Source organism: Clostridium sp. LS3 (genome assembly GCF_055330225.1).
Genome location: NZ_CM143921.1, coordinates 3702322 through 3722307, shown reverse-complemented (window position 1 = coordinate 3722307; position 19986 = coordinate 3702322). Strand labels below are relative to the sequence as shown.

Genomic DNA, 19986 nt, shown 5'->3' with positions numbered 1-19986 from the left:
TACCTTCTTGGTTCTTTTTATAATATAGAAAACTATCCTAAAGCTATAATTTACATCTAAATTTTTATTAGTGTTTATGATATAATTACATGATAAGAATAGATAATAAGGAGAAATAGGCCATATGTCATTTTCATCAAAGGTAAAAGGAGAAATTTGCAGACATTCAGAATTAACAAAAGAAGAAGCATTAGCTGAGATATCAGCAATAATGAAAGTAAGTGGAACTATATCATTTAGTGGGTTAGGGTTAGCATTTAGAATTACTACTGAAAATCCAGCGTCTGCAAGGCATATATTTAGCTTACTTAAGGAGCATTTTAATATACATTCAAAATTAATGGTTAAAAAGAGTAATTCCCTAAAGAAAAATAATATATATATGGTACTTATAGAAGAAAATATGGGGGTTAGAAATCTTTTAAGAGAGACAGGAATACTTACAGAAGTAGAAGGCGTATTAACTTTGGATTATAGAATAGATGAAAATATGGTTAAAACAGATGAATTAAAAAGAGCATATGTAAGAGGAGCCTTTATAGGTGGTGGTAGTATAACCAATCCAGAAAAAACTTATCACCTAGAATTTGTTACTCATAGTGAAGATTATGCTAAAGATTTATCTGTGTTAATAAATACTTTTGGGTTAAATTCAAAAGTAATTCAAAGAAAAAACAGTTATATTATTTACTTAAAGGAAGGAGAACAAATATCTAACCTTTTAGGCATAATAGGTGCACATACTTCTTTATTAGAATTAGAAAACATAAGAATAATGAAGGAAATGAGAAATAATGTAAATAGACTTGTAAATTGTGAAACGGCTAATTTAAGTAAAACAGTTAATGCAGCAGTAAGGCAAGTTGAAAGTATAAAGTTAATACAAAGAGAAATAGGACTTCAAAGATTACCAAAAAACTTAAGAGAAATAGCAGAACTTAGATTAAGCTATCCAGATGAATCTTTAAAAGAGCTTGGAGAAATGCTTAATCCTCCAGTAGGTAAGTCCGGAGTAAATCATAGATTAAGAAAAATAGAAAAAATAGCAGAAGAAGTTAGATCAGGAACTTACTAAGAAATAAATAAATAAAGGTGGTGTTTTAGTTGAGTAAAAAATTTACCCATCTACATCTCCACACTGAGTATAGTTTACTTGATGGTTCAGGAAAGATTAAAAAATTAATAAGTAAAGCTAAAGAACTAGGTATGGATAGTATAGCTATAACTGACCATGGTGTTATGTATGGGTGTGTTGCTTTTTATAAAGAAGCTATTGAACAAGGAATTAAGCCTATACTTGGTTGTGAAATATACGTGGCCGCAAAGTCTATGGATATTAAGATTAATGATAAAGAAAATAGCACCCATCACCTAGTTTTATTAGTTAAAAATGAAGAAGGATATAAAAATCTTATGGAGATTGTATCTCAAGCATCTATAAGAGGATTTTACTACAAGCCAAGAGTAGATCATGAATTTTTAAGAAGTCATAGTGAAGGACTTATAGCTTTAAGTGCTTGCTTAGGGGGAGAGGTTCAGTCATGGCACCTTAAAGATAACTATGGAAAAGCTAAAGAAGTAGCTCTTCTATATAAAGATATTTTTAAAGATAGATTCTATCTTGAGATACAAAATCATGGGATGGATGAGCAGCGAAAGGTTACAGAATCAAACATTAAGTTAGCAAAGGAAACAGATATTCCTTTAGTAGCGACTAATGATGTTCATTATATAAATCAAAGAGATTCTGAATCACATGATGTATTAATGTGTATTCAAACAGGAAAAACTATTGATGATCCAAATAGAAGAAGGTATCCTTCAGACCAATTTTACTTAAAATCTCCAGAAGAAATGTGGGATATGTTTTCATATATTCCAGAGGCTCTAGAAAATACAACTAAAATTGCAGAGGAATGCAATTTTGATTATGAATTCCATGTGTCAAAACTTCCTAAATTCCCAGTTCCAGAAGGAATTGAACCTTATGATTATTTAAAAGAGGTTTGTTATTCTGGATTAATTGAAAGATACGAAGTTTTTAAAGAATTTATAAATAAACCACTAAATGTGGAAGAGCTTGTGGATTATTATAAAACAAATGAAGAAGCTTGTGGATACATTAAAAGATTAGAATATGAACTATCAGTAATCAAGCAGATGGGATATGTAGATTACTTTTTAATTACTTGGGATTTTATAAAATTCTCAACAGATAATGGAATTCCAACGGGACCGGGGCGTGGATCTGCAGCAGGTTCAATAGTAGCCTATACTTTAGGTATAACAAAAATAGATCCAATAAAATATAGCTTACTTTTTGAAAGATTTTTAAATCCTGAAAGAGTAAGTATGCCAGATATAGATTCGGATTTTTGTTATGAAAGACGACAAGAAGTTATTGATTATGTTGTAGATAAATATGGAGTAGATAATGTTTCTCAGATTATAACTTTTGGAACAATGGCTCCAAGAGCTTGCATAAGAGATGTTGGTAGAGCTATGAATTACTCTTATGCAGAGGTAGATAAAATAGCTAAGATGATTCCTACTATGCTAGGAATAACAATAGATAAAGCTTTAGAAATAAATCCAGAGTTAAAGGCAGCATATAATACGGATGAAAGAGTTAAAGAGTTAATAGATGTAAGCAAAGATTTAGAAGGCTTACCTAGACATTCATCAACACATGCAGCAGGAGTAGTTATAGCATCTAAGCCTTTAGTTGAATATGTTCCTTTGCAAAAAAATGATGAATCAATAGTAGCTCAATTTGATATGACAACATTAGAAGAGCTTGGATTATTGAAAATGGATTTCCTTGGTTTAAGAACACTAACAGTTATGAATGATGCTGTTAAAATGATTAAAGAAAATCAAGAAATAGAAATAAATTTAGATAAAATAAACTTTGAGGATAAAGAAGTTTATAAAATGCTTGGAGAAGGAAAAACAGCAGGTGTCTTTCAATTAGAATCACCAGGAATGACTTCCTTCATGAAAGAGCTAAAACCTGATTGTCTGGAAGATATAATAGCTGGAATATCTTTATATAGACCAGGACCTATGGCAGAAATACCAAGATATGTAGAATGTAAGCAAAGTCCTGATAAAGCTCAATACGAGACTTCAGAGTTAGAAGAAATATTAAATGTTACTTATGGAGTAATGGTTTATCAGGAACAAGTAATGGAAATAGTTAGAAAACTAGCTGGATATTCTATGGGAAGAAGTGACCTTGTAAGAAGAGCGATGTCTAAAAAGAAACACAAGGTCATGGAGGAGGAAAGAAAAAACTTTATATATGGAGTTGTAGATGAAGAAGGAAATATAGAAGTTCCAGGCTGTAAAAGAAATGGGATATCAGAAGAAGCTGCAAATAAAATATTCGATCAGATGATGGACTTTGCTTCGTATGCGTTTAATAAATCTCACGCAGCAGCCTATGCAGTTATAGGATATCAAACTGCATATTTAATGAAATACTATCCTGTAGAAACAATAGCAGCAATGCTTAACTCTGTTATGGGAACAAGTGAAAAGGTAGCACATTATATTAACTTTGCAGAAAGTCTAGGAATTCAAGTGTTACCACCAGATATTAATGAAAGTTATTCTAAATTTACAGTAAAAGGTGATAAAATTAGATTTGGATTAGCAGCTATAAAAAATGTTGGTTATAATGTTGTTGAAACTATTGTTGCGTCAAGAAGTGAAAAAGGAAGTTTTGAGTCATTAATAGATTTTATAAATAAGATAGATTTATCTGCTGTAAATAAAAGAGCAATCGAAAGTTTAATAAAAGCAGGTGCTTTAGATTACTTTAATGTATTTAGATCAAAACTTTTAGCAGTATATGAAAAACTAATGGATGGAGTTTCAAGTGAAAAAAAGAGAAATATAGATGGACAAATAAGTTTATTTGGCTTAGAAGAAGAAGTTTTAGATATACCTGAGGTAAGTTATCCTAATATAAGAGAATTTTCAAAGAAAAATCTTTTAGATATGGAAAAAGAAATGACAGGGCTATATCTATCAGGACATCCTTTAGATGAATATGCTGAGAGTTTAAGAGTTCAAACAACGACTAATATAGAAAAGATATATAAATCCTACGAAATAATTCAAGAAGCATATAATAATATTGAATTACCAGAAGATATAATACACGATGAGGAAAGGATTATTCTTGGAGGAATAGTTGCCGAAGCAAATCAAAAAATAACAAGAAGTAATTCAATGATGGCCTTTTTAAAGTTAGAAGATTTAACAGGCACTATTGAAGTCATAGTATTTCCTAAAACTTTAGATAAAGTTAGAGAATTTGTAAAAGAAGACAGTTTAGTTGTAATAAAAGGAAGAGTAAGCATAAAAGAAGATGAGTTGCCAAAGCTTATATGTGAAACAATTGAGCCTTTAGAGAAGATAAATACAGCTAAGGTCTATATTAGAGTAAATAATTTAGATGAAGGCAAGAATATGATGAAAGAATTGCGAACTATGCCAAAAGAATTTAAAGGAGATACAACCGTATTTGTGTTTACAGCAAATGATAAGAAGAGGTATAGAATGTCAAAGGATATATGGATTAACTTAGAATCGGATGCAGTAATTTATTTTAGAGAACTTGCTGGTGAAGATAATGTTAAAGTTATAGAATAATTAAAGCTAGTATCAAGAATGGGAAGGAGATAAAACTCTCTTTCCCTTAAATTATATTGTGAAAAATTTACAATTTTATATGTAATATTAATGAATTGTAAAATGAAAAAATTTACAATGATTAATTAAGAAAAATTTATTAATTAATATATAAATTATAATTAATTAGGTTATAATATACTTAAGAAAGTATAAAAAAGTCGATAAAAATCGTAATAATGTATAAAATCGTTAATAATATATTTATTTTAGTTGCATAAACTTAGAGTAGCAAGTAAAATAAATAAGGTAATAAAAATTAGTAAGAAAATTTAAATTAATATAGTGCAAAAAAATTATTATAGTAAATAAAAAAATGGATAATTCCACAGAATGTGGGACAACCTTTGTCCCGGTGGTGTTAAGGAGGAAACAACATGAAAAAAATAGCTATTTTAACTAGTGGTGGAGATGCTCCAGGAATGAACGCAGCAATAAGAGCCGTTGTAAGAACTGCTTTACATCATGGCATAGAAGTAATGGGCGTTCAAAGAGGATATAGTGGTTTAGTTAATGGAGAATTATTTACTATGGATAGATCATCAGTATCTGACATAATCCATAGAGGAGGAACTATTTTAAGAACTGCTAGATGTGTTGAATTTAAAAAAGAAGAGGTAAGAGTTAAAGCTACCAAAATATTAAAAGCATACGGTGTAGATGCATTAGTAGTAATTGGTGGAGATGGTTCATTTACAGGAGCTAAACTTTTATCAAAGTTAGGAGTTAAAACTGTAGGTTTACCAGGAACAATAGATAATGACTTAACTTACACTGACTTTACTATAGGTTTTGATACAGCTTTAAATACAATAATAGATGCTATAGATAAAATTAGAGATACATCAACTTCTCATGAAAGAGTTTCAATAGTTGAAGTAATGGGAAGAGACTGTGGAGATTTAGCTTTATATGCAGGTATAGCAGGTGGAGCTGAATATATAATAACTCCAGAAAAAGGATTCTCAAAAGAAGAACTTTGCAAAATAATATTAGAAGGAAAACAAAAGGGAAAAATACACAATTTAGTTTTATTAGCTGAAGGTGTAGGTGGAGCGCAAGAATTAGCGAAATATGTTGAAGGTGTTACAGGAATTGAAACAAGAGCAACAATACTAGGACATATTCAAAGAGGTGGAAGCCCAACAGCTACTGATAGAGTTTTAGCATCTAAAATGGGAGCTAAGGCTGTAGAAGTTCTTTTAGAAGGAAAAACTTCAAGAGTAATAGGAATAAAAAATAATGAGATAATTGATCAAGATATAGATGAAGCATTGGCATTGGATAGAACATTTGATGAAAAATTATTTGACATAGCAAACGAAATTTCATCTTAGGATATACATATTTGATTTTATTACTCAAATTATATATGACTATATTTAGTCGATTTAATAATATTTAATCAAACTAACAATAAAAATTACATGCGTAAATTAAAGGAGTGTTATTACATGAGAAAAACTAAGATGATTTGTACTGTAGGACCAGCTAGCGAAAATCCAGAAATATTATCAAAAATAATAGAAGCTGGAATGAATGCATCAAGACATAATTTCTCACATGGAGATCATGAGGAACATGCACAAAGAATTAATTTAGTTAAAGAATTAGCTAAAAAACACAATAAAGAAATAGCTATAATGCTAGATACTAAGGGACCAGAAATAAGAACTGGAAAGTTCGAACCTAAAAAAGTAGAATTAAAGTCAGGTGATGACTTTGTAATATATGCAGGTGGAGATGTAATTGGAGATACAACACAATGTACAGTAACATATGAAGGATTAGCTAACGATGTTAAGCCTGGTAATATTATATTAATAGATGACGGTTTAGTAGGATTAGAAGTTCAATCTGTAGAAGGTAACAAAGTTAATTGTAAAGTTAAAAATACAGGATTTGTAGGTACTCATAAAGGAGTTAATGTTCCTGGAGTTTCAATTAAATTACCAGCATTAACAGAAAAAGATATAGCAGATTTAAAGTTTGGTTGCGAAATTGGAGTTGACTTAGTTGCTGCATCATTCATAAGAAAAGCATCAGACGTTGAAGCTATTAGAGCAATATTAGTTGAAAATGGTGGAGAGCATATTCAAATATTCTCAAAGATAGAAAACCAAGAGGGTGTTGACAATATAGATTCTATATTAGAAGCTTCAGATGGTATAATGGTAGCTAGAGGAGATCTAGGTGTTGAAATACCAATGGAAAAATTACCAGCTGTTCAAAAAATGATAATTGAAAAATGTAACCATGTAGGTAAACCAGTTATAACAGCTACTCAAATGTTAGATTCTATGATAAGAAACCCAAGACCTACAAGAGCAGAAGTATCTGACGTTGCTAATGCTATATATGATGGAACAGATGCTATAATGTTATCTGGAGAATCAGCAAATGGGGATTGGCCAGTAGAAGCTGTTCAAACTATGGCTAAAATAGCTGTAGAAGCTGAAAAGCAATTAAGCTATGAAGTTGCAGTTTCAAGAGCTAAGAAACATATTCCAGCTATAGCAGGAGTTATTTCAAGAGCTGCTGCAAATGCTGCAAATGAATTAAAAGCTTCAGCTATTATTTCATCAACTCAAAGTGGTGCAACTGCTAGAAGATTATCACAATGTAGACCAGATTGTCCGATAGTTGCAGTAACTCCAGATGAAAAAGTTGCTAAGAAGTTAGCATTATGTTTCGGAGTTTACCCAGTTGTTGCAGGCAAAGTAGAATCAACTGACGAAATGATGGAAGAATCAGTTAAGGCTGCACAAGCTAATGGTTTCGTTAATGTAGGAGATACAGTTGTTATAGCAGCTGGAGTTCCAGTTCATAAAGTAGGAACTACTAACTTATTAAAGATAAGCGTAGTTGAATAAAAAATAGAAGTATAATTTTACTTTTCAACTTAAGTAAAACTTACTTATTAACACAATAATTAATTTAAGAAATAAGTCTCTATGCTAATAGTTCTGTTATAAACTATTAGCATAGAGCTTTTTTATATATTAATAAATTAAAATTTGATAAATGTTTAATCAAAAGAAAATCATTATCAATTATAAAGAAAAAAGCTTATATTTAGTATAAAATTTGAATTAAATATGTTATAAAATAGTATTAAAATAGATAATTAACAAAAAGTTCATAATTATATTGATAATATTTAAGTTATAATGTATATTATGAAATGAATATTGTAATAATATTAAAAAGGAATTAAATGGCAACTAATTCTGAATTAGGCATCTTATGATGCCATTTTTTTTTATCTAAAATAAATTTATAGGAATTATATATTGTGTGCGTTAATAAGGTAAGTGTCTTATTAATATGCACCTTTTGTTTTATATATTTTTATGCTATTATAAGATGAAACTTTAGAGAGTATATAAGATCTCATATAGATAGATAAGATTTTAAGAGGTGATTATTTTGGTAGAAAAAAATAATGAATATATCTTAGATATAGTAGGAGTAGGTTACGAAGGTGAAGGTATAGCAAAGATAGATGGATATCCTATATTTATAGAAGGAGCCATATATGGAGAAAAAGTAAGGGTATTAATAATAAAAGTCAAAAAAAATTTTGCATATGGAAAGTTATTAGAAGTTTTAGAAGCTTCAAAAGATAGAATAGAGCCAAAATGTAGAAATTATAAAAGATGTGGGGGTTGCTCTGTTCAACATATGAATTATAAAAAACAACTAGATTATAAATGGGAAAGAGTTAAAGATTGTATTTATAAAATAGGTGGATTATCAAAGGATATAGTAAAATATCCATTAGGAATGGAAGAACCAGAAAGATATAGAAATAAAGTTCAACTACCAGTTGGCTTAGTAAAAGGTAAGCTTGCAATAGGTTTTTATGCACCAAGAAGTCACGATATTATAGATTTAAATACTTGCTTAATTCAAGATAAAGTAGCAGATAAAGTAGCAGAGTTAACAAGACTATGGATAGAAAAATACAAAATACAACCAGCAACGATAGATGGAAAATTTAATCCTAATGGCATAATTAGGCATATAATGATACGTAGAGGCTTTAAAACAAATGAAGTGATGGTTGTACTAGTTACATTAAAAAAAGAAGTTCCTTATATAAAAGAGTTTATAAATATAATAAAAAATGAGATAGATGGAATAAAAAGCATAATACAAAATATAAATGAAAAAGAAACTAATGTAATATTAGGAGAAAGATGCATAACATTATGGGGAGAAGGTACAATAACAGATTACATAGGAGATTTTAAATTTAATATATCTCCACTTTCATTCTTCCAAGTTAATCCTGTTCAAACAGAAGTTTTATACTCAAAAGCTTTAGAATACGCAAATTTAACAGGAGAAGAAACTGTATTTGATGCATATTGCGGGACTGGAACAATAACACTATTTCTTTCTCAAAAAGCTAAAAAAGTATATGGAGTTGAGATAATAAAAGCAGCTATAGATAATGCAAATGAGAATGCTAGTATTAATAATGTCAATAATGTAGAATTCTTTGTTGGAAAATCAGAAGAAATAATACCAGAGCTAATGGAAAAAGGAATTAATCCAGAAGTTATAGTTGTTGACCCACCAAGAAAAGGTTGCAATATAAAACTATTAGAAGCAATAGGAAAAGCAATGCCTAAAAAAGTTGTATATGTTTCTTGTGATCCAAGTACTTTAGCAAGGGACTTAAAGATATTAGAAGAAAAAGGATATAGGACTGAAATAGTTCAGCCTGTTGATATGTTTCCACATACATCACATGTGGAGACGGTGATAATGATGACGCGTTATGGTCAAGATGGAAAATAAATTATATCAACTTAATAACAATAGTGTAGATTTTCTAAAAAATTAGATTACTAAAAAAGACTATATAAAGTACTGCTCATTTATTTCAAGTTAGAGAGTTAGGGCGTTCATTAGGGGACTTTATGTTCTAACTTTGCATAGATATGGTAGAGATTCTTAATGCAAAAATGAAAATTAACCTGCTAACGGTAGCTTTTGAAAAATTAAAGCTACCGTTTTATGTTTTGCAACAAAATCAAGAATTGTGCTCATTTATCAAGTGCTTTCTTGTGGTTACGCTATAGAGATTTGTAGTAACTACACGAGATATACTCTTAGAAAATCAATGATGTACATCAACTTCTAATTTGAATTAACTATTATTTAGGTGATTTAAGATAAAGTGATGAATTTATAAAATATTTAGGCTTGTGGATTACTTCTGTATCAGAAGAATATAAGAAAATCTATAAGTCTTTTTTCTCTGAAAAGAGGCAGTCTTCTTCCGGTTAGGATTTTGCTTAATCCACTTGGTGTCATATTCATACTAATAGCAAAATCTGTTTTAGATATTTGTGCTATATTAATAAGTTCTTCTAATAGTGTACCTATCTTCATCTGATTTATCCCAATTTAATTAAATTCTTCATAATGATGTGATTGGTTTTAACTTATTTGATAAAAGTAGAGGCATTGGATATATTATTACCTTTATTTATATATCAATTAATTTAATTTACACTCTTCCAATAATCATATAGATATTTTTTGATTTATTTTTATAATAGTACAGATGAAAAATGAAATAAGTAAAATAATATACTGTATAACTCTTACTATATTATAAATTATTTTTTATGCCTTTGCTTTCCTAAAAATGAAGATGGAGAGCAGAAAGGAATTGCTGAAATAAGTAATTCTTTTCTGTTGTGAAACGTCTATAAGAAGAAGTTACAAACAAAAGAGAAGAATATAACTAGTGAGATAAATAACGGTAATTTGAAGAAATCGGACTATACTGCATAAAGCTGAACAGGGTTATAAGACAAACTTGCATAAGTAAATCATACAACTAAAGTTAAAGTTAATGAGATGTTGACTTGTTGGCTTCACTCACAAATGCTAGAATAAACTTGATTATAAAAAGTTCTTACGGTGGAATGACACTATTATACATTCAATAAACTAGATATTAACTAGCATGTTAAGTTATTTAAAATATAAACATTTTAAATAAAAAAGATATAAAGCAACTGAAAGAAATAAGTGAAATGATGAACAAAATTATATTAGAATATCTTCAGAATAAAAAACGAGAGTAAGGAATGGTCCATTAAAGGATAGCATAATGGCGCTAAAATTAAGTAAAATGAAAAAAATAAAGCAAAATTTTTTTAGATGATTGCAAATAAAAGATATGAATAAGCAAACATTAAAGTATCTACTCTATATCATTATTGGAAATCAGAAGAAGTTTTAATATTCTTGAAGATAAATTGGAGGAGTTAAAATGGACAAATATTTAAATGCTTTAACTGACAATTTGTCAATATTGGAGAATTTATATGATGTTATAAGGATAGTAGACCCATTAACGAAAAAAACGGTACATTATGATAAAACTAAAATTAAAATTTTAAATAATAGTTGCTATGATTTTTGGAAATCTGAAGAATATTGCCCTAATTGTATATCTATGAGAGCATATAATGAAGCTGATACTTTTGTAAAAATTGAATATAACAAAGAAAAAATTTATATGATAATGGCATCACCTATAGTTATGGAAAATAAGAAATATGTTTTTGAAATGTTAAAGGATGTAACAAATACAGGTATTATAGAAAATTTTTCTGAGAAAACAAGTGAGGAAATTCAGCTTTATATAAATGGAATGAATGATAAGATTATCAAAGATGAATTAACAGGAATATATAATAGACGTTTTATTGATGAAAGGCTGCCAATAGATATTTTAAAAAGTGCATCTCAAAAATCTCCACTATCAATTATAATTGCAGATATAGATTTTTTTAAATCTATAAATAGTAATTATGGACATTTAGCAGGGGATTATATATTGTTTGAATTTGCTTCATTAATTAAGAATTCAATAAGAAAAGATAGTGATTGGGTGGCAAGGTATGGAGGAGAGGAATTTATTATTGTTTTAGACAACACAGACAGTAATACTGCTTTTGAAATATCAGAAAAGATAAGGAAAAAAGTCGAAGAAAAAGTTTTTGAATGTGAAGATAACAAGATTAATATTACGTCAAGTTTTGGTATATATACATTAGATGAAGATAACTTTGATATAAATATAAAAAGTGCGATAAATTATGCTGATAAAAAACTGTATGAAGCCAAGCAAACAGGGAGAAATAAGAGTATAAAATAGTATATGAGGAAGATTATTATAATGCATAAAATCAAGTAGAAAGGTTTGATTTTTTTAAAATTTTCTGGAATAACAGAAATTGTTATTTAAAATGAACGTAATACCCAAGAGAATTTAGAAAACAATATAGCAACAATTCAATCACTTCTAAAATTATTCAACAACCGCGTGATAGGGAGAAGCTTATAAAAAAGTATATTCTTCCGTTTACTTAAAGAGAAAAGACGATTACTAAATAAAAAAACGCTATTTAGTAATCGTCTTTTCCCATGTTTTATAAATATAAAATTCAAGTATAATGTTTGTTTTTTTATTAATACTATAAATAGACATGGAACATTATTTGACAAATATTTTATGTTAAGCCATGGAAATTATATATTAAAACAATAGAAAGGAGCGTAAGATTACATGAAAATGAAAAAATTTAACAAACTATTATTTTTTATTATATTAACGTTACTGGTTAGTTCTTATGCGCCAACAGTTTATTCAGAAACTGTAAAGGATACTACATATATTGGAGTTACTTCAGATCTCCACCATAAGATTTCTAATTTGACACAATGGCTATCTAATTTGAAAAGTACGACAATATCGATGGATTACATGATTTTTGGTGGTGATTATGTAGGTGCAGATGATGCAGAATCCTATGTCTCTGATGTGAAGAGCCAATTTAGCGGAACTTCATCCATATTAGCAAAAGGTAACCATGATAAGGGGAAGGGAGGAAAATATGATTCAGGATTAGTTGTTAACAATAGCAATTATGCTATATATGTAATGGATTCATCAAGCAAGTCTTTTACAACTGACGATATGGAGAATCTTAAATCTTCTTTGAATGACATAAATTCATCGAAGCCAGTTTTTGTTGTTTCTCATTGCCCTATTCATTATTTTGGGAAGAGAACCATTGGAAATTCAGAAGATCTCCTTTCTCTTCTTAATAATTATGGAAACGTAATATTCCTTTGGGGACATAATCATTCTCAAAATGATACAAATTATGGTACAGTTAAAGTGAAGGGTGATACTATACAATGCTCCAAGTCTTCTTCAGAAGTTCCTATTAATTTCACATATGCAAATATGGGATCAATGAAGCAAGGAAATAATGGAGCATATGGATTGCTTATAAATTTAATAAATAGCAATGATGGCACGAATATTAATTTCTATTATAAAGATCTTTCAGGAAAAACTGTTTCAAATTATTCTGTGAACATCAAGTAAGAAGAAATAGATTTTCTTGATCCACTATTTATTGACTTTTCAGATGCACAATAGTATAATGATGAAAAAATTGAAATTTGAGGTGAAAAAATGATTAATTTTTCTTGCTAATTTTTAACGTACATTTAATACAAAGATAAACAGGTGTATTCTGTTTGTTTTGTTGTACTTATGCAAGAAGGTTATTCTTTTTTCTCTTAATATATACACTTGTGTTATGCTATAATGGTTAGCTTAACTACGTATATCTATGAGCTGTAAGAATAATTAATTCTTGCGGCTCTTACTTTTTTATAAATAATTCGAATAAGGAGGATAAATAATATTATGATAAATGAAGACACTTTACTAACACATGATAATCTCCATATAGAGTCGGATACTGCAGGTGACACTTATATGGAGTAATAACAAGATCGCCTATTGTTCCGACTTTGTTATTTATACTATTAAATACAGAGGAGGACAAAAATATGTCTTTAATAAATGTTACAAACCTAACCTTTGCTTATGAAGGTAGCTATGATAATATTTTTGAAAATGTTAGTTTTCAAATTGATACCGATTGGAAATTGGGATTAACTGGAAGAAACGGAAGAGGAAAGACTACTTTTCTAAATCTTTTGCTTGAGAAGTACGAATATAATGGAAACATTTCAGCTGATGTGACTTTTGAATATTTTCCTTATGAGGTGCATGAGCAAAGCAATTTCACCATAGATGTCATAAGAGAGATTAGTCCAAATTCAATGGATTGGGAAATAGTAAAAGAATTATCTTTGTTAGATATGGACTACGATGCTTTATATAGACAGTTTTATACACTATCTAAAGGAGAGCAGACCAAAGCATTGTTGGGCGCTATGTTTTTGAAGGAAAATTCCTTCTTACTTATTGATGAGCCTACCAATCATTTGGATGCTGAAGCTAGGCAAAAACTAAGTAATTACTTGAAAAAAAAGAAAGGATTTATTCTGATTTCACATGATAGATCTTTTTTGGATAATTGTGTTGACCATATCTTGTCTATTAATAAAACTAATATTGAAATACAAAAAGGAAACTTTTCTTCATGGTGGAGAAATAAAGAATTACAAGATGGTTTTGAGCTAGCAGAAAACGAAAAATTGAAAAAGGATATTAACAGACTTTCTAGCTCGGCAAAACGTACATCTACGTGGTCAGATAGTGTTGAAAGCAGCAAGTATGGAACTACTAATTCTGGGAGTAAATTAGATAAAGGATATGTTGGGCATAAAGCTGCAAAAATGATGAAGCGTGCTAAAAATATAGAAGCTAGACAACAAAACATGATTGAGGAAAAATCAAAGCTTCTTAAAAATATTGAATCTAATGAAAGCTTAAAAATAGTACCACTCACTTTCCATGATAAAAAGCTTGTAGAACTTACAGGTGTTGCAATTGAATATGATGATAGAATTGTCTGTGAAGGAGTAAACTTCACTATAGAGCAAGGCGAAAGAATTACTATTCAAGGAAAGAATGGCAGCGGAAAATCAAGTATATTGAAATTAATTTATGGAGAAGATATCCCCCATAGTGGAATTGTAAGAAAGAATAATAAGTTAATCATTTCGTATGTTTCACAAGATACTTCAGATTTATATGGTAACTTATCTGAGTATGCAGATAAACACTGTATTGATGAGAGTTTATTTAAAGCGATGCTTAGAAAACTTGATTTTTCAAGAGAACAGTTTGAAAAGAATATCGAGGATTTTAGTGGAGGACAGAAGAAAAAGGTATTGCTTGCAAAAAGTTTATCTGAGCAGGCACATTTGTATATTTGGGATGAACCATTGAATTTTATTGATGTCATTTCTCGTATGCAGATTGAGAAATTGTTAATTGAACATGAACCTACAATTTTGTTTGTTGAGCATGATAGTGCATTTTGTGAAAATGTTGCAACAAAAATAATAAAATTGTAAAGGTAGAAATGGCAATTAATATGTTTGATGGGAATATAAAAGTAACACACAATAGGCTCCATGCAAAGCTAGATGTTTTGGGCGACGCTTGCATGGAGTAGTATAAGTCGCTAATTATACTGGCTTTGCTTCCTAACTATTAATAGTGAGGGGGAAGCCTACGTGAAACAGACAAAAACGAAATATGGAAAAATGAAACAAATAGTATCGGATTTGAAATTACCTGATTATAGATACGAGCAGCTTACAAAAGCTATTTTTCATCAAAGAATAGGTGATTTTGATGATATGCATATACTACCAAAAACGTTAAGGATGGCTTTAGTAAATGAGTTTGGAAATAATGTATCTAGTGTAATACCTATTTTTTACAAAATTCTAAACAAACTCAAAAATTGTTATTCGAATTGAATGATGGAGAAAGAATAGAAGCTGTTGGACTAAAGTATAAACAGGGGTGGGAATCGTTTTGTATTTCTTCCCAATGTGGTTGTGGTTTTGGATGTCGTTTTTGTGCAACAGGAAGTGCTGGATTTAAACGCAATCTTACTGCTGATGAGATAACTGATCAATTACTTTATTTCTATTTTAATGGCCATAGATTGAATAGTATTTCATTTATGGGAATGGGTGAGGCTTTTGCAAATCCAGAGTTATTTGATGCAGTAAAAATTTTAACTGATCAAAATTTATTTGGGTTAAGTCAACGAAGAATTACTATTTCAACAATTGGCATTATATCGGGAATTCAAAGATTGACCAAAGAATTTCCACAAGTGAATCTGGCTTTTTCACTTCATTCACCATTTGAAAGCCAACGAAGTGATTTAATGCCTATAAATAAAAGATTTCCATTGAATGATGTAATGAAAACATTAGATGAACATATCATTCATACGGGACGACGAGTGTTTATTGCTTATATTATGCTTGAAGGAATTAATGATTCAAAAGAACATGCAGAGGCAGTTGTAGGTTTATTGAAAAATCGTAGTTCATGGGAGCATTTATATCACATTGATTTGATACCTTATAATTCTACGGATAAAACAACTTTTAAATTTCAATCTTCAAGTGCTATCAAGCAGTTTTGCAGTATACTAAAGAAAGCTGGTATTAGTGTAACTGTTAGAACACAATTTGGTTCTGAAATTAGTGCTGCTTGCGGACAGTTGTGTTATGAAAATGAATTATAATGTTAGTTCAAAAATATTCATTTGAGTAAAGAAATAGCCTCATTTTAAAGGTCTTGAAGATTTTTAATTAAATATTGAAGAGTGTTGTATGTCCCTCAAACTTTAGATTTGAGGGACTTTTCTGTAGTTACTCTATAGAGATTTATAGTAACTACACGAGATACACTCTTAGAAAAAAGTTAGATACAATTTGGGGGAGAAACTGGGAAGGTTAATCAGCATAGAAGATTACATTATTATTATAAGGCTGATAAAAGAAGCTAGTGAAAATGAAAATTAACCTGCTAACGGTAGCTTTTGAAAAATTAAAGTTACCGTTTTATGTTTTGCAGCAAAATCAAGAATTATGCTCATTTATCAGGTGCTTTCTTGTAGTTACTCTATAGAGATTTGTAGTAACTACACGAGATATACTCTTAGAAAATCAATAATGTACATCAACCATAAAAAATCATGAACGATTATATTAACACTTCAAAAATTAGTTTAATTCATCTGTTAAAAACTCTAAAGAGATTCATGAAATAAAATTACAAATATCAGTTATATTTATGGAATATATTTACAAAATAAATAAAAAATGTATAATAAAATAAAGGGGGGTATTTTTATTTTAATTAAGAATTAAAAGGGGTTGGAAAAATGAAAAGATATTTAAAATATTTTTCAATTGGAGTTATTATATGCCTATCGTTCTCATTAATTGGATATGATTCTTCTATTAAAGCAAAGAAGAAATCAACATGGAGTGATGCTACTTTAAAATCAATGGAATTATTTGATGATAAAGGAGGTTACTATACTGGTTTCAAACATCTAGAAGGTTTTAAACAAAATGCTTGGGAAGGAATGGATAAAGCATATAAGTTAGATTCTAAATCAAATACTCCTATTATTGATGTTGATGAGGCAAGGCCTTCATTTTGTTCATCAGCTATTTATATGTTGTTATTAAAAAGTCTATCAATATGGAATGAATCTCAAAAAGAGAATGTTATTTCTAAAGAGGCATGGATAAATTTAAAACCATATACACTTGATGAGAAAGATGATTCTGGCAATGTAATTCAAGCAAGGCAGGATGATGGGTTTGGTTGCTGGGGGAGAGCTAATGCAAATGGGCCTGGTATAGCTGTATTGGTTAATGAGTTAGATGCAGGTAAAAATTATTATATTGGCTCTCGAAGTGAGTATAGTAAAGAGAAGGATTATTATAATGCATGGAGCCAAGTAGAGAGATTTGATTTTTTAAAAATTTTCTGGAATGATGGTATTGGGTGTGATGATAATAATAGTGAGGGTGACGAACGTGGACATCTGGTGTTATTCCTAGATAAAACTGTTTCTTACGATAAGGATGGAAATCGCGATGATATTGTATATTATTGGTCATCTAATGGATCTAAGCCGGATATAAATGCTGGATATGGAATAGCTAAGTGTAGAGTTTCTACTATAACAAGAGCTGTTGCTACTAGAATTACTAATCCTGAAAATTTTGATAATGCTAAGTCAATAGATCGTAATAATGAGAATCAATGGTTATCTGACTTAAATGGTAAGAAGCATGGGACAGTTGAAGAATTAAAAAAAGCATGTGGTATAGAATAAGAGGCAAAAATTATTTTGCTATCCAAATATAAATCTAGAAATATTTAAAATATAATAAATTAAAGTGAAGTCATAGAAAAAGCGTTGACAAATAAAAAAAATGTGCATATAATGAGAATATAATAATACAGTAATCCGATAGGAATTAACGGCTATGACAAGAAGAGTAAGTTAAGGAAAATTTACAGAGAGAAATCTCCTAGGCTGAAAGAGATTTTAGGTGGAACTTAATTGAAGTGCATCTTTGAGCCCTGAATCGAAATAATAGTAGACTTCAGCGGGAACGCCCGTTAAAGCGTTGAGGTATGTTTGTACCGAATTGATGAGATTTTATGCAATTGCATAAAAATCAGAGTGGAACCGCGAAGTTAAAGCTTCGCCTCTGAAAATAGAGGCGGAGTTTTTTTGTTTTTCAAAATCCGGAGTTTGAAGAACAAAGGCTCTAATTCTTATAAATATAAATTAATCTTAAGGGGGATTAAAATGAAATTCAAAAAACTATCAAAAATATTAACAGGAATAATAACCGCAACAATGATATTGACAGGATGCGGAACAAATAAAGGGACAAGCTCAAATGAAAATGGAGCTGCAGCTAAATCAGATACTTTTGTATATGGAATACCAGGTGATCCAGGTAATTCTGTAAATGTAATAACAACAAGTGATCGTTTTGGATTAATGACAATAAAGGCATTGTATTCACCGTTATATATGTATAATGCAGATGGAATTAATTATTTTCTTGCAGAAAGTATGACACAATCAGAAGATAAATTAACTTATACAGCAAAACTTAGACAAGATGTCAAGTGGAGTGATGGAGAAGATTTTACTGCAGACGATGTAGTTTTCACCTATAATGAAATGTTAAAAGAAAAAAATGCTGGTTGGGCATATAGCCAATTAATATTTAATGGAAAACCAGTAAAGGTTACAAAGGTAGATGATTATACAGTTGACTTTACACTTCCAGAAGTTAGTGCACCTGGAAGTGAGCTTTTAGCTAACATCTTTATAATGCCAGAGCATATCTATAAGGATGAGACTAATTTTGAAAATAGTCCTAAAAATGCAACACCAGTAGGTACTGGACCATACAAGTTAGAAGAATACAAAGCTGGTCAATATGTAAAGTTCACAAAAAATGATGATTATTTCTTAGGAGAGCCAAATATTCAAAATGTTATTTTTAGAGTAATACCAGATGCTAATACAGCTAAACTTTCTCTTCAAAAAGGAGAAATTAATGCATTATCTGTTCAATCAAGCGATTTATCCGATTTAGAAAAGAATAATAGCTTAACCACTTACAAATATGATGAAGGTAGAGTGGGTTACCTAGTTCTTAATTCTAATTCAAAAAAACTTAAGGATGCTAATGTGAGACAAGCAATATTATATGGATTAAATAGAAAAGATTTAATTAATGCTGCTTTTGGATCAGAAGAGTATGCTGCTGAAGCTTATACATTCCTTCCAAATGAAAATCCATTCCATACAGATAATGTTGAAAAGTATGATTTTAACCAAAATAAATCTAAAGAACTTTTAGAAAAGGCTGGAGTTTCTGGGCTTACACTTAAACTTGGCTATTCTTCAAATGATGTGCCTTCCCAAAAAGAAGCTGCTATAATTCAACAAAATCTTAAAGCTGTAGGAATAAATGTTGAACTAGCTGCAGGTGAGTCAACAGCAATAAGTCAACAAATGAAAAATAAAGATACTGATTATGATATGTTCCTAGGTGGATATATTATGGGAATAGATCCTGATACATTTAATTCATTATTTACATCAGATAGCCCATCTAATTATAGTCACTTTGGAGATAAAGAAATTGATGATTTATTTAATGCTGGAAGAGTAGAAACTGACGAGGCGAAGAGAAAAGAAATATACAATAATGTTCAAAAGAAACTTCAAGATAATGCGTATTTTTATCCAATACTTGAAAATAAGAGAATTGTAGTTATGAGTTCTAACTTAGGTGGAGTAGAAGAGGCTAAGTTAGTTCCAGTTTATACTTTTGAAGATATGTCTAAATTATATTTTAAATAATAAATTTGAATTTTAGTATATTGGGAATAAGATCTTA

11 protein-coding genes, 1 pseudogene and 1 other annotated feature are annotated in these 19986 nt (G+C 29.6%); of the genes and pseudogenes, 11 read left to right on the top strand and 1 reads right to left on the bottom strand.

The genetic code is table 11. The features are described 5' to 3' along the window. Positions 1 to 124 precede the first annotated feature (124 nt). The 5 genes from whiA to rlmD all read left to right on the top strand — a co-directional run bounded on the left by whiA (position 125) and on the right by rlmD (position 9510). Complete coding sequence (gene whiA / locus ACZJV1_RS17540) at positions 125 to 1075, top strand: DNA-binding protein WhiA (RefSeq protein WP_460289265.1); 951 nt, start codon at positions 125 to 127, stop codon at positions 1073 to 1075. A gap of 29 nt (positions 1076 to 1104) precedes the next feature. After that, complete coding sequence (locus ACZJV1_RS17535; protein ID WP_463650927.1) at positions 1105 to 4662, top strand: DNA polymerase III subunit alpha; 3558 nt, start codon at positions 1105 to 1107, stop codon at positions 4660 to 4662. A gap of 416 nt (positions 4663 to 5078) precedes the next feature. Then, a complete protein-coding gene (gene pfkA / locus ACZJV1_RS17530) occupies positions 5079 to 6038 on the top strand; it encodes a 6-phosphofructokinase (RefSeq protein WP_411169110.1) in 960 nt (319 codons plus the stop codon). Between the two features lie 117 nt (positions 6039 to 6155). Then, positions 6156 to 7574 carry a pyruvate kinase gene (gene pyk, locus ACZJV1_RS17525; RefSeq protein WP_463650926.1) on the top strand — a complete coding sequence of 473 codons (1419 nt, stop codon included), beginning with the start codon at positions 6156 to 6158 and terminating at the stop codon, positions 7572 to 7574. 556 nt (positions 7575 to 8130) lie between these two features. Further along, positions 8131 to 9510: a 23S rRNA (uracil(1939)-C(5))-methyltransferase RlmD gene (gene rlmD, locus ACZJV1_RS17520; RefSeq protein WP_463650925.1), complete on the top strand. Its 1380-nt coding sequence runs from the start codon at positions 8131 to 8133 to the stop codon at positions 9508 to 9510. Between the two features lie 426 nt (positions 9511 to 9936). Here rlmD and ACZJV1_RS17515 read toward each other — a convergent pair whose 3' ends face one another. Beyond that, complete coding sequence (locus tag ACZJV1_RS17515; RefSeq protein ID WP_463650924.1) at positions 9937 to 10107, bottom strand: hypothetical protein; 171 nt, start codon at positions 10105 to 10107, stop codon at positions 9937 to 9939. An 892-nt stretch (positions 10108 to 10999) separates the two neighbouring features. Here ACZJV1_RS17515 and ACZJV1_RS17510 point away from each other — a divergent pair. From ACZJV1_RS17510 to ACZJV1_RS17485, 6 genes and pseudogenes are all read left to right on the top strand, one after another. Further along, positions 11000 to 11890: a GGDEF domain-containing protein gene (locus ACZJV1_RS17510; RefSeq protein ID WP_463650923.1), complete on the top strand. Its 891-nt coding sequence runs from the start codon at positions 11000 to 11002 to the stop codon at positions 11888 to 11890. A gap of 411 nt (positions 11891 to 12301) precedes the next feature. Next, positions 12302 to 13129, top strand: coding sequence for a metallophosphoesterase family protein (locus tag ACZJV1_RS17505; protein ID WP_463650922.1), 828 nt, complete (start codon positions 12302 to 12304; stop codon positions 13127 to 13129). Positions 13130 to 13602: 473 nt separating this feature from the next. Continuing rightward, the gene (locus ACZJV1_RS17500; protein WP_463650921.1) at positions 13603 to 15081 is read left to right on the top strand and encodes an Lsa family ABC-F type ribosomal protection protein; all 1479 of its coding nucleotides are present in this window, start codon (positions 13603 to 13605) and stop codon (positions 15079 to 15081) included. Between the two features lie 162 nt (positions 15082 to 15243). Next, positions 15244 to 16277 (top strand): annotated as a pseudogene (locus tag ACZJV1_RS17495) (Cfr family 23S rRNA (adenine(2503)-C(8))-methyltransferase). 642 nt (positions 16278 to 16919) lie between these two features. Further along, the gene (locus ACZJV1_RS17490; RefSeq protein ID WP_463650920.1) at positions 16920 to 17888 is read left to right on the top strand and encodes a hypothetical protein; all 969 of its coding nucleotides are present in this window, start codon (positions 16920 to 16922) and stop codon (positions 17886 to 17888) included. A gap of 145 nt (positions 17889 to 18033) precedes the next feature. Beyond that, positions 18034 to 18275, top strand: a binding site (T-box leader). A 96-nt stretch (positions 18276 to 18371) separates the two neighbouring features. Next, the gene (locus ACZJV1_RS17485) at positions 18372 to 19949 is read left to right on the top strand and encodes an ABC transporter substrate-binding protein (protein ID WP_463650919.1); all 1578 of its coding nucleotides are present in this window, start codon (positions 18372 to 18374) and stop codon (positions 19947 to 19949) included. Positions 19950 to 19986: the final 37 nt, after the last annotated feature.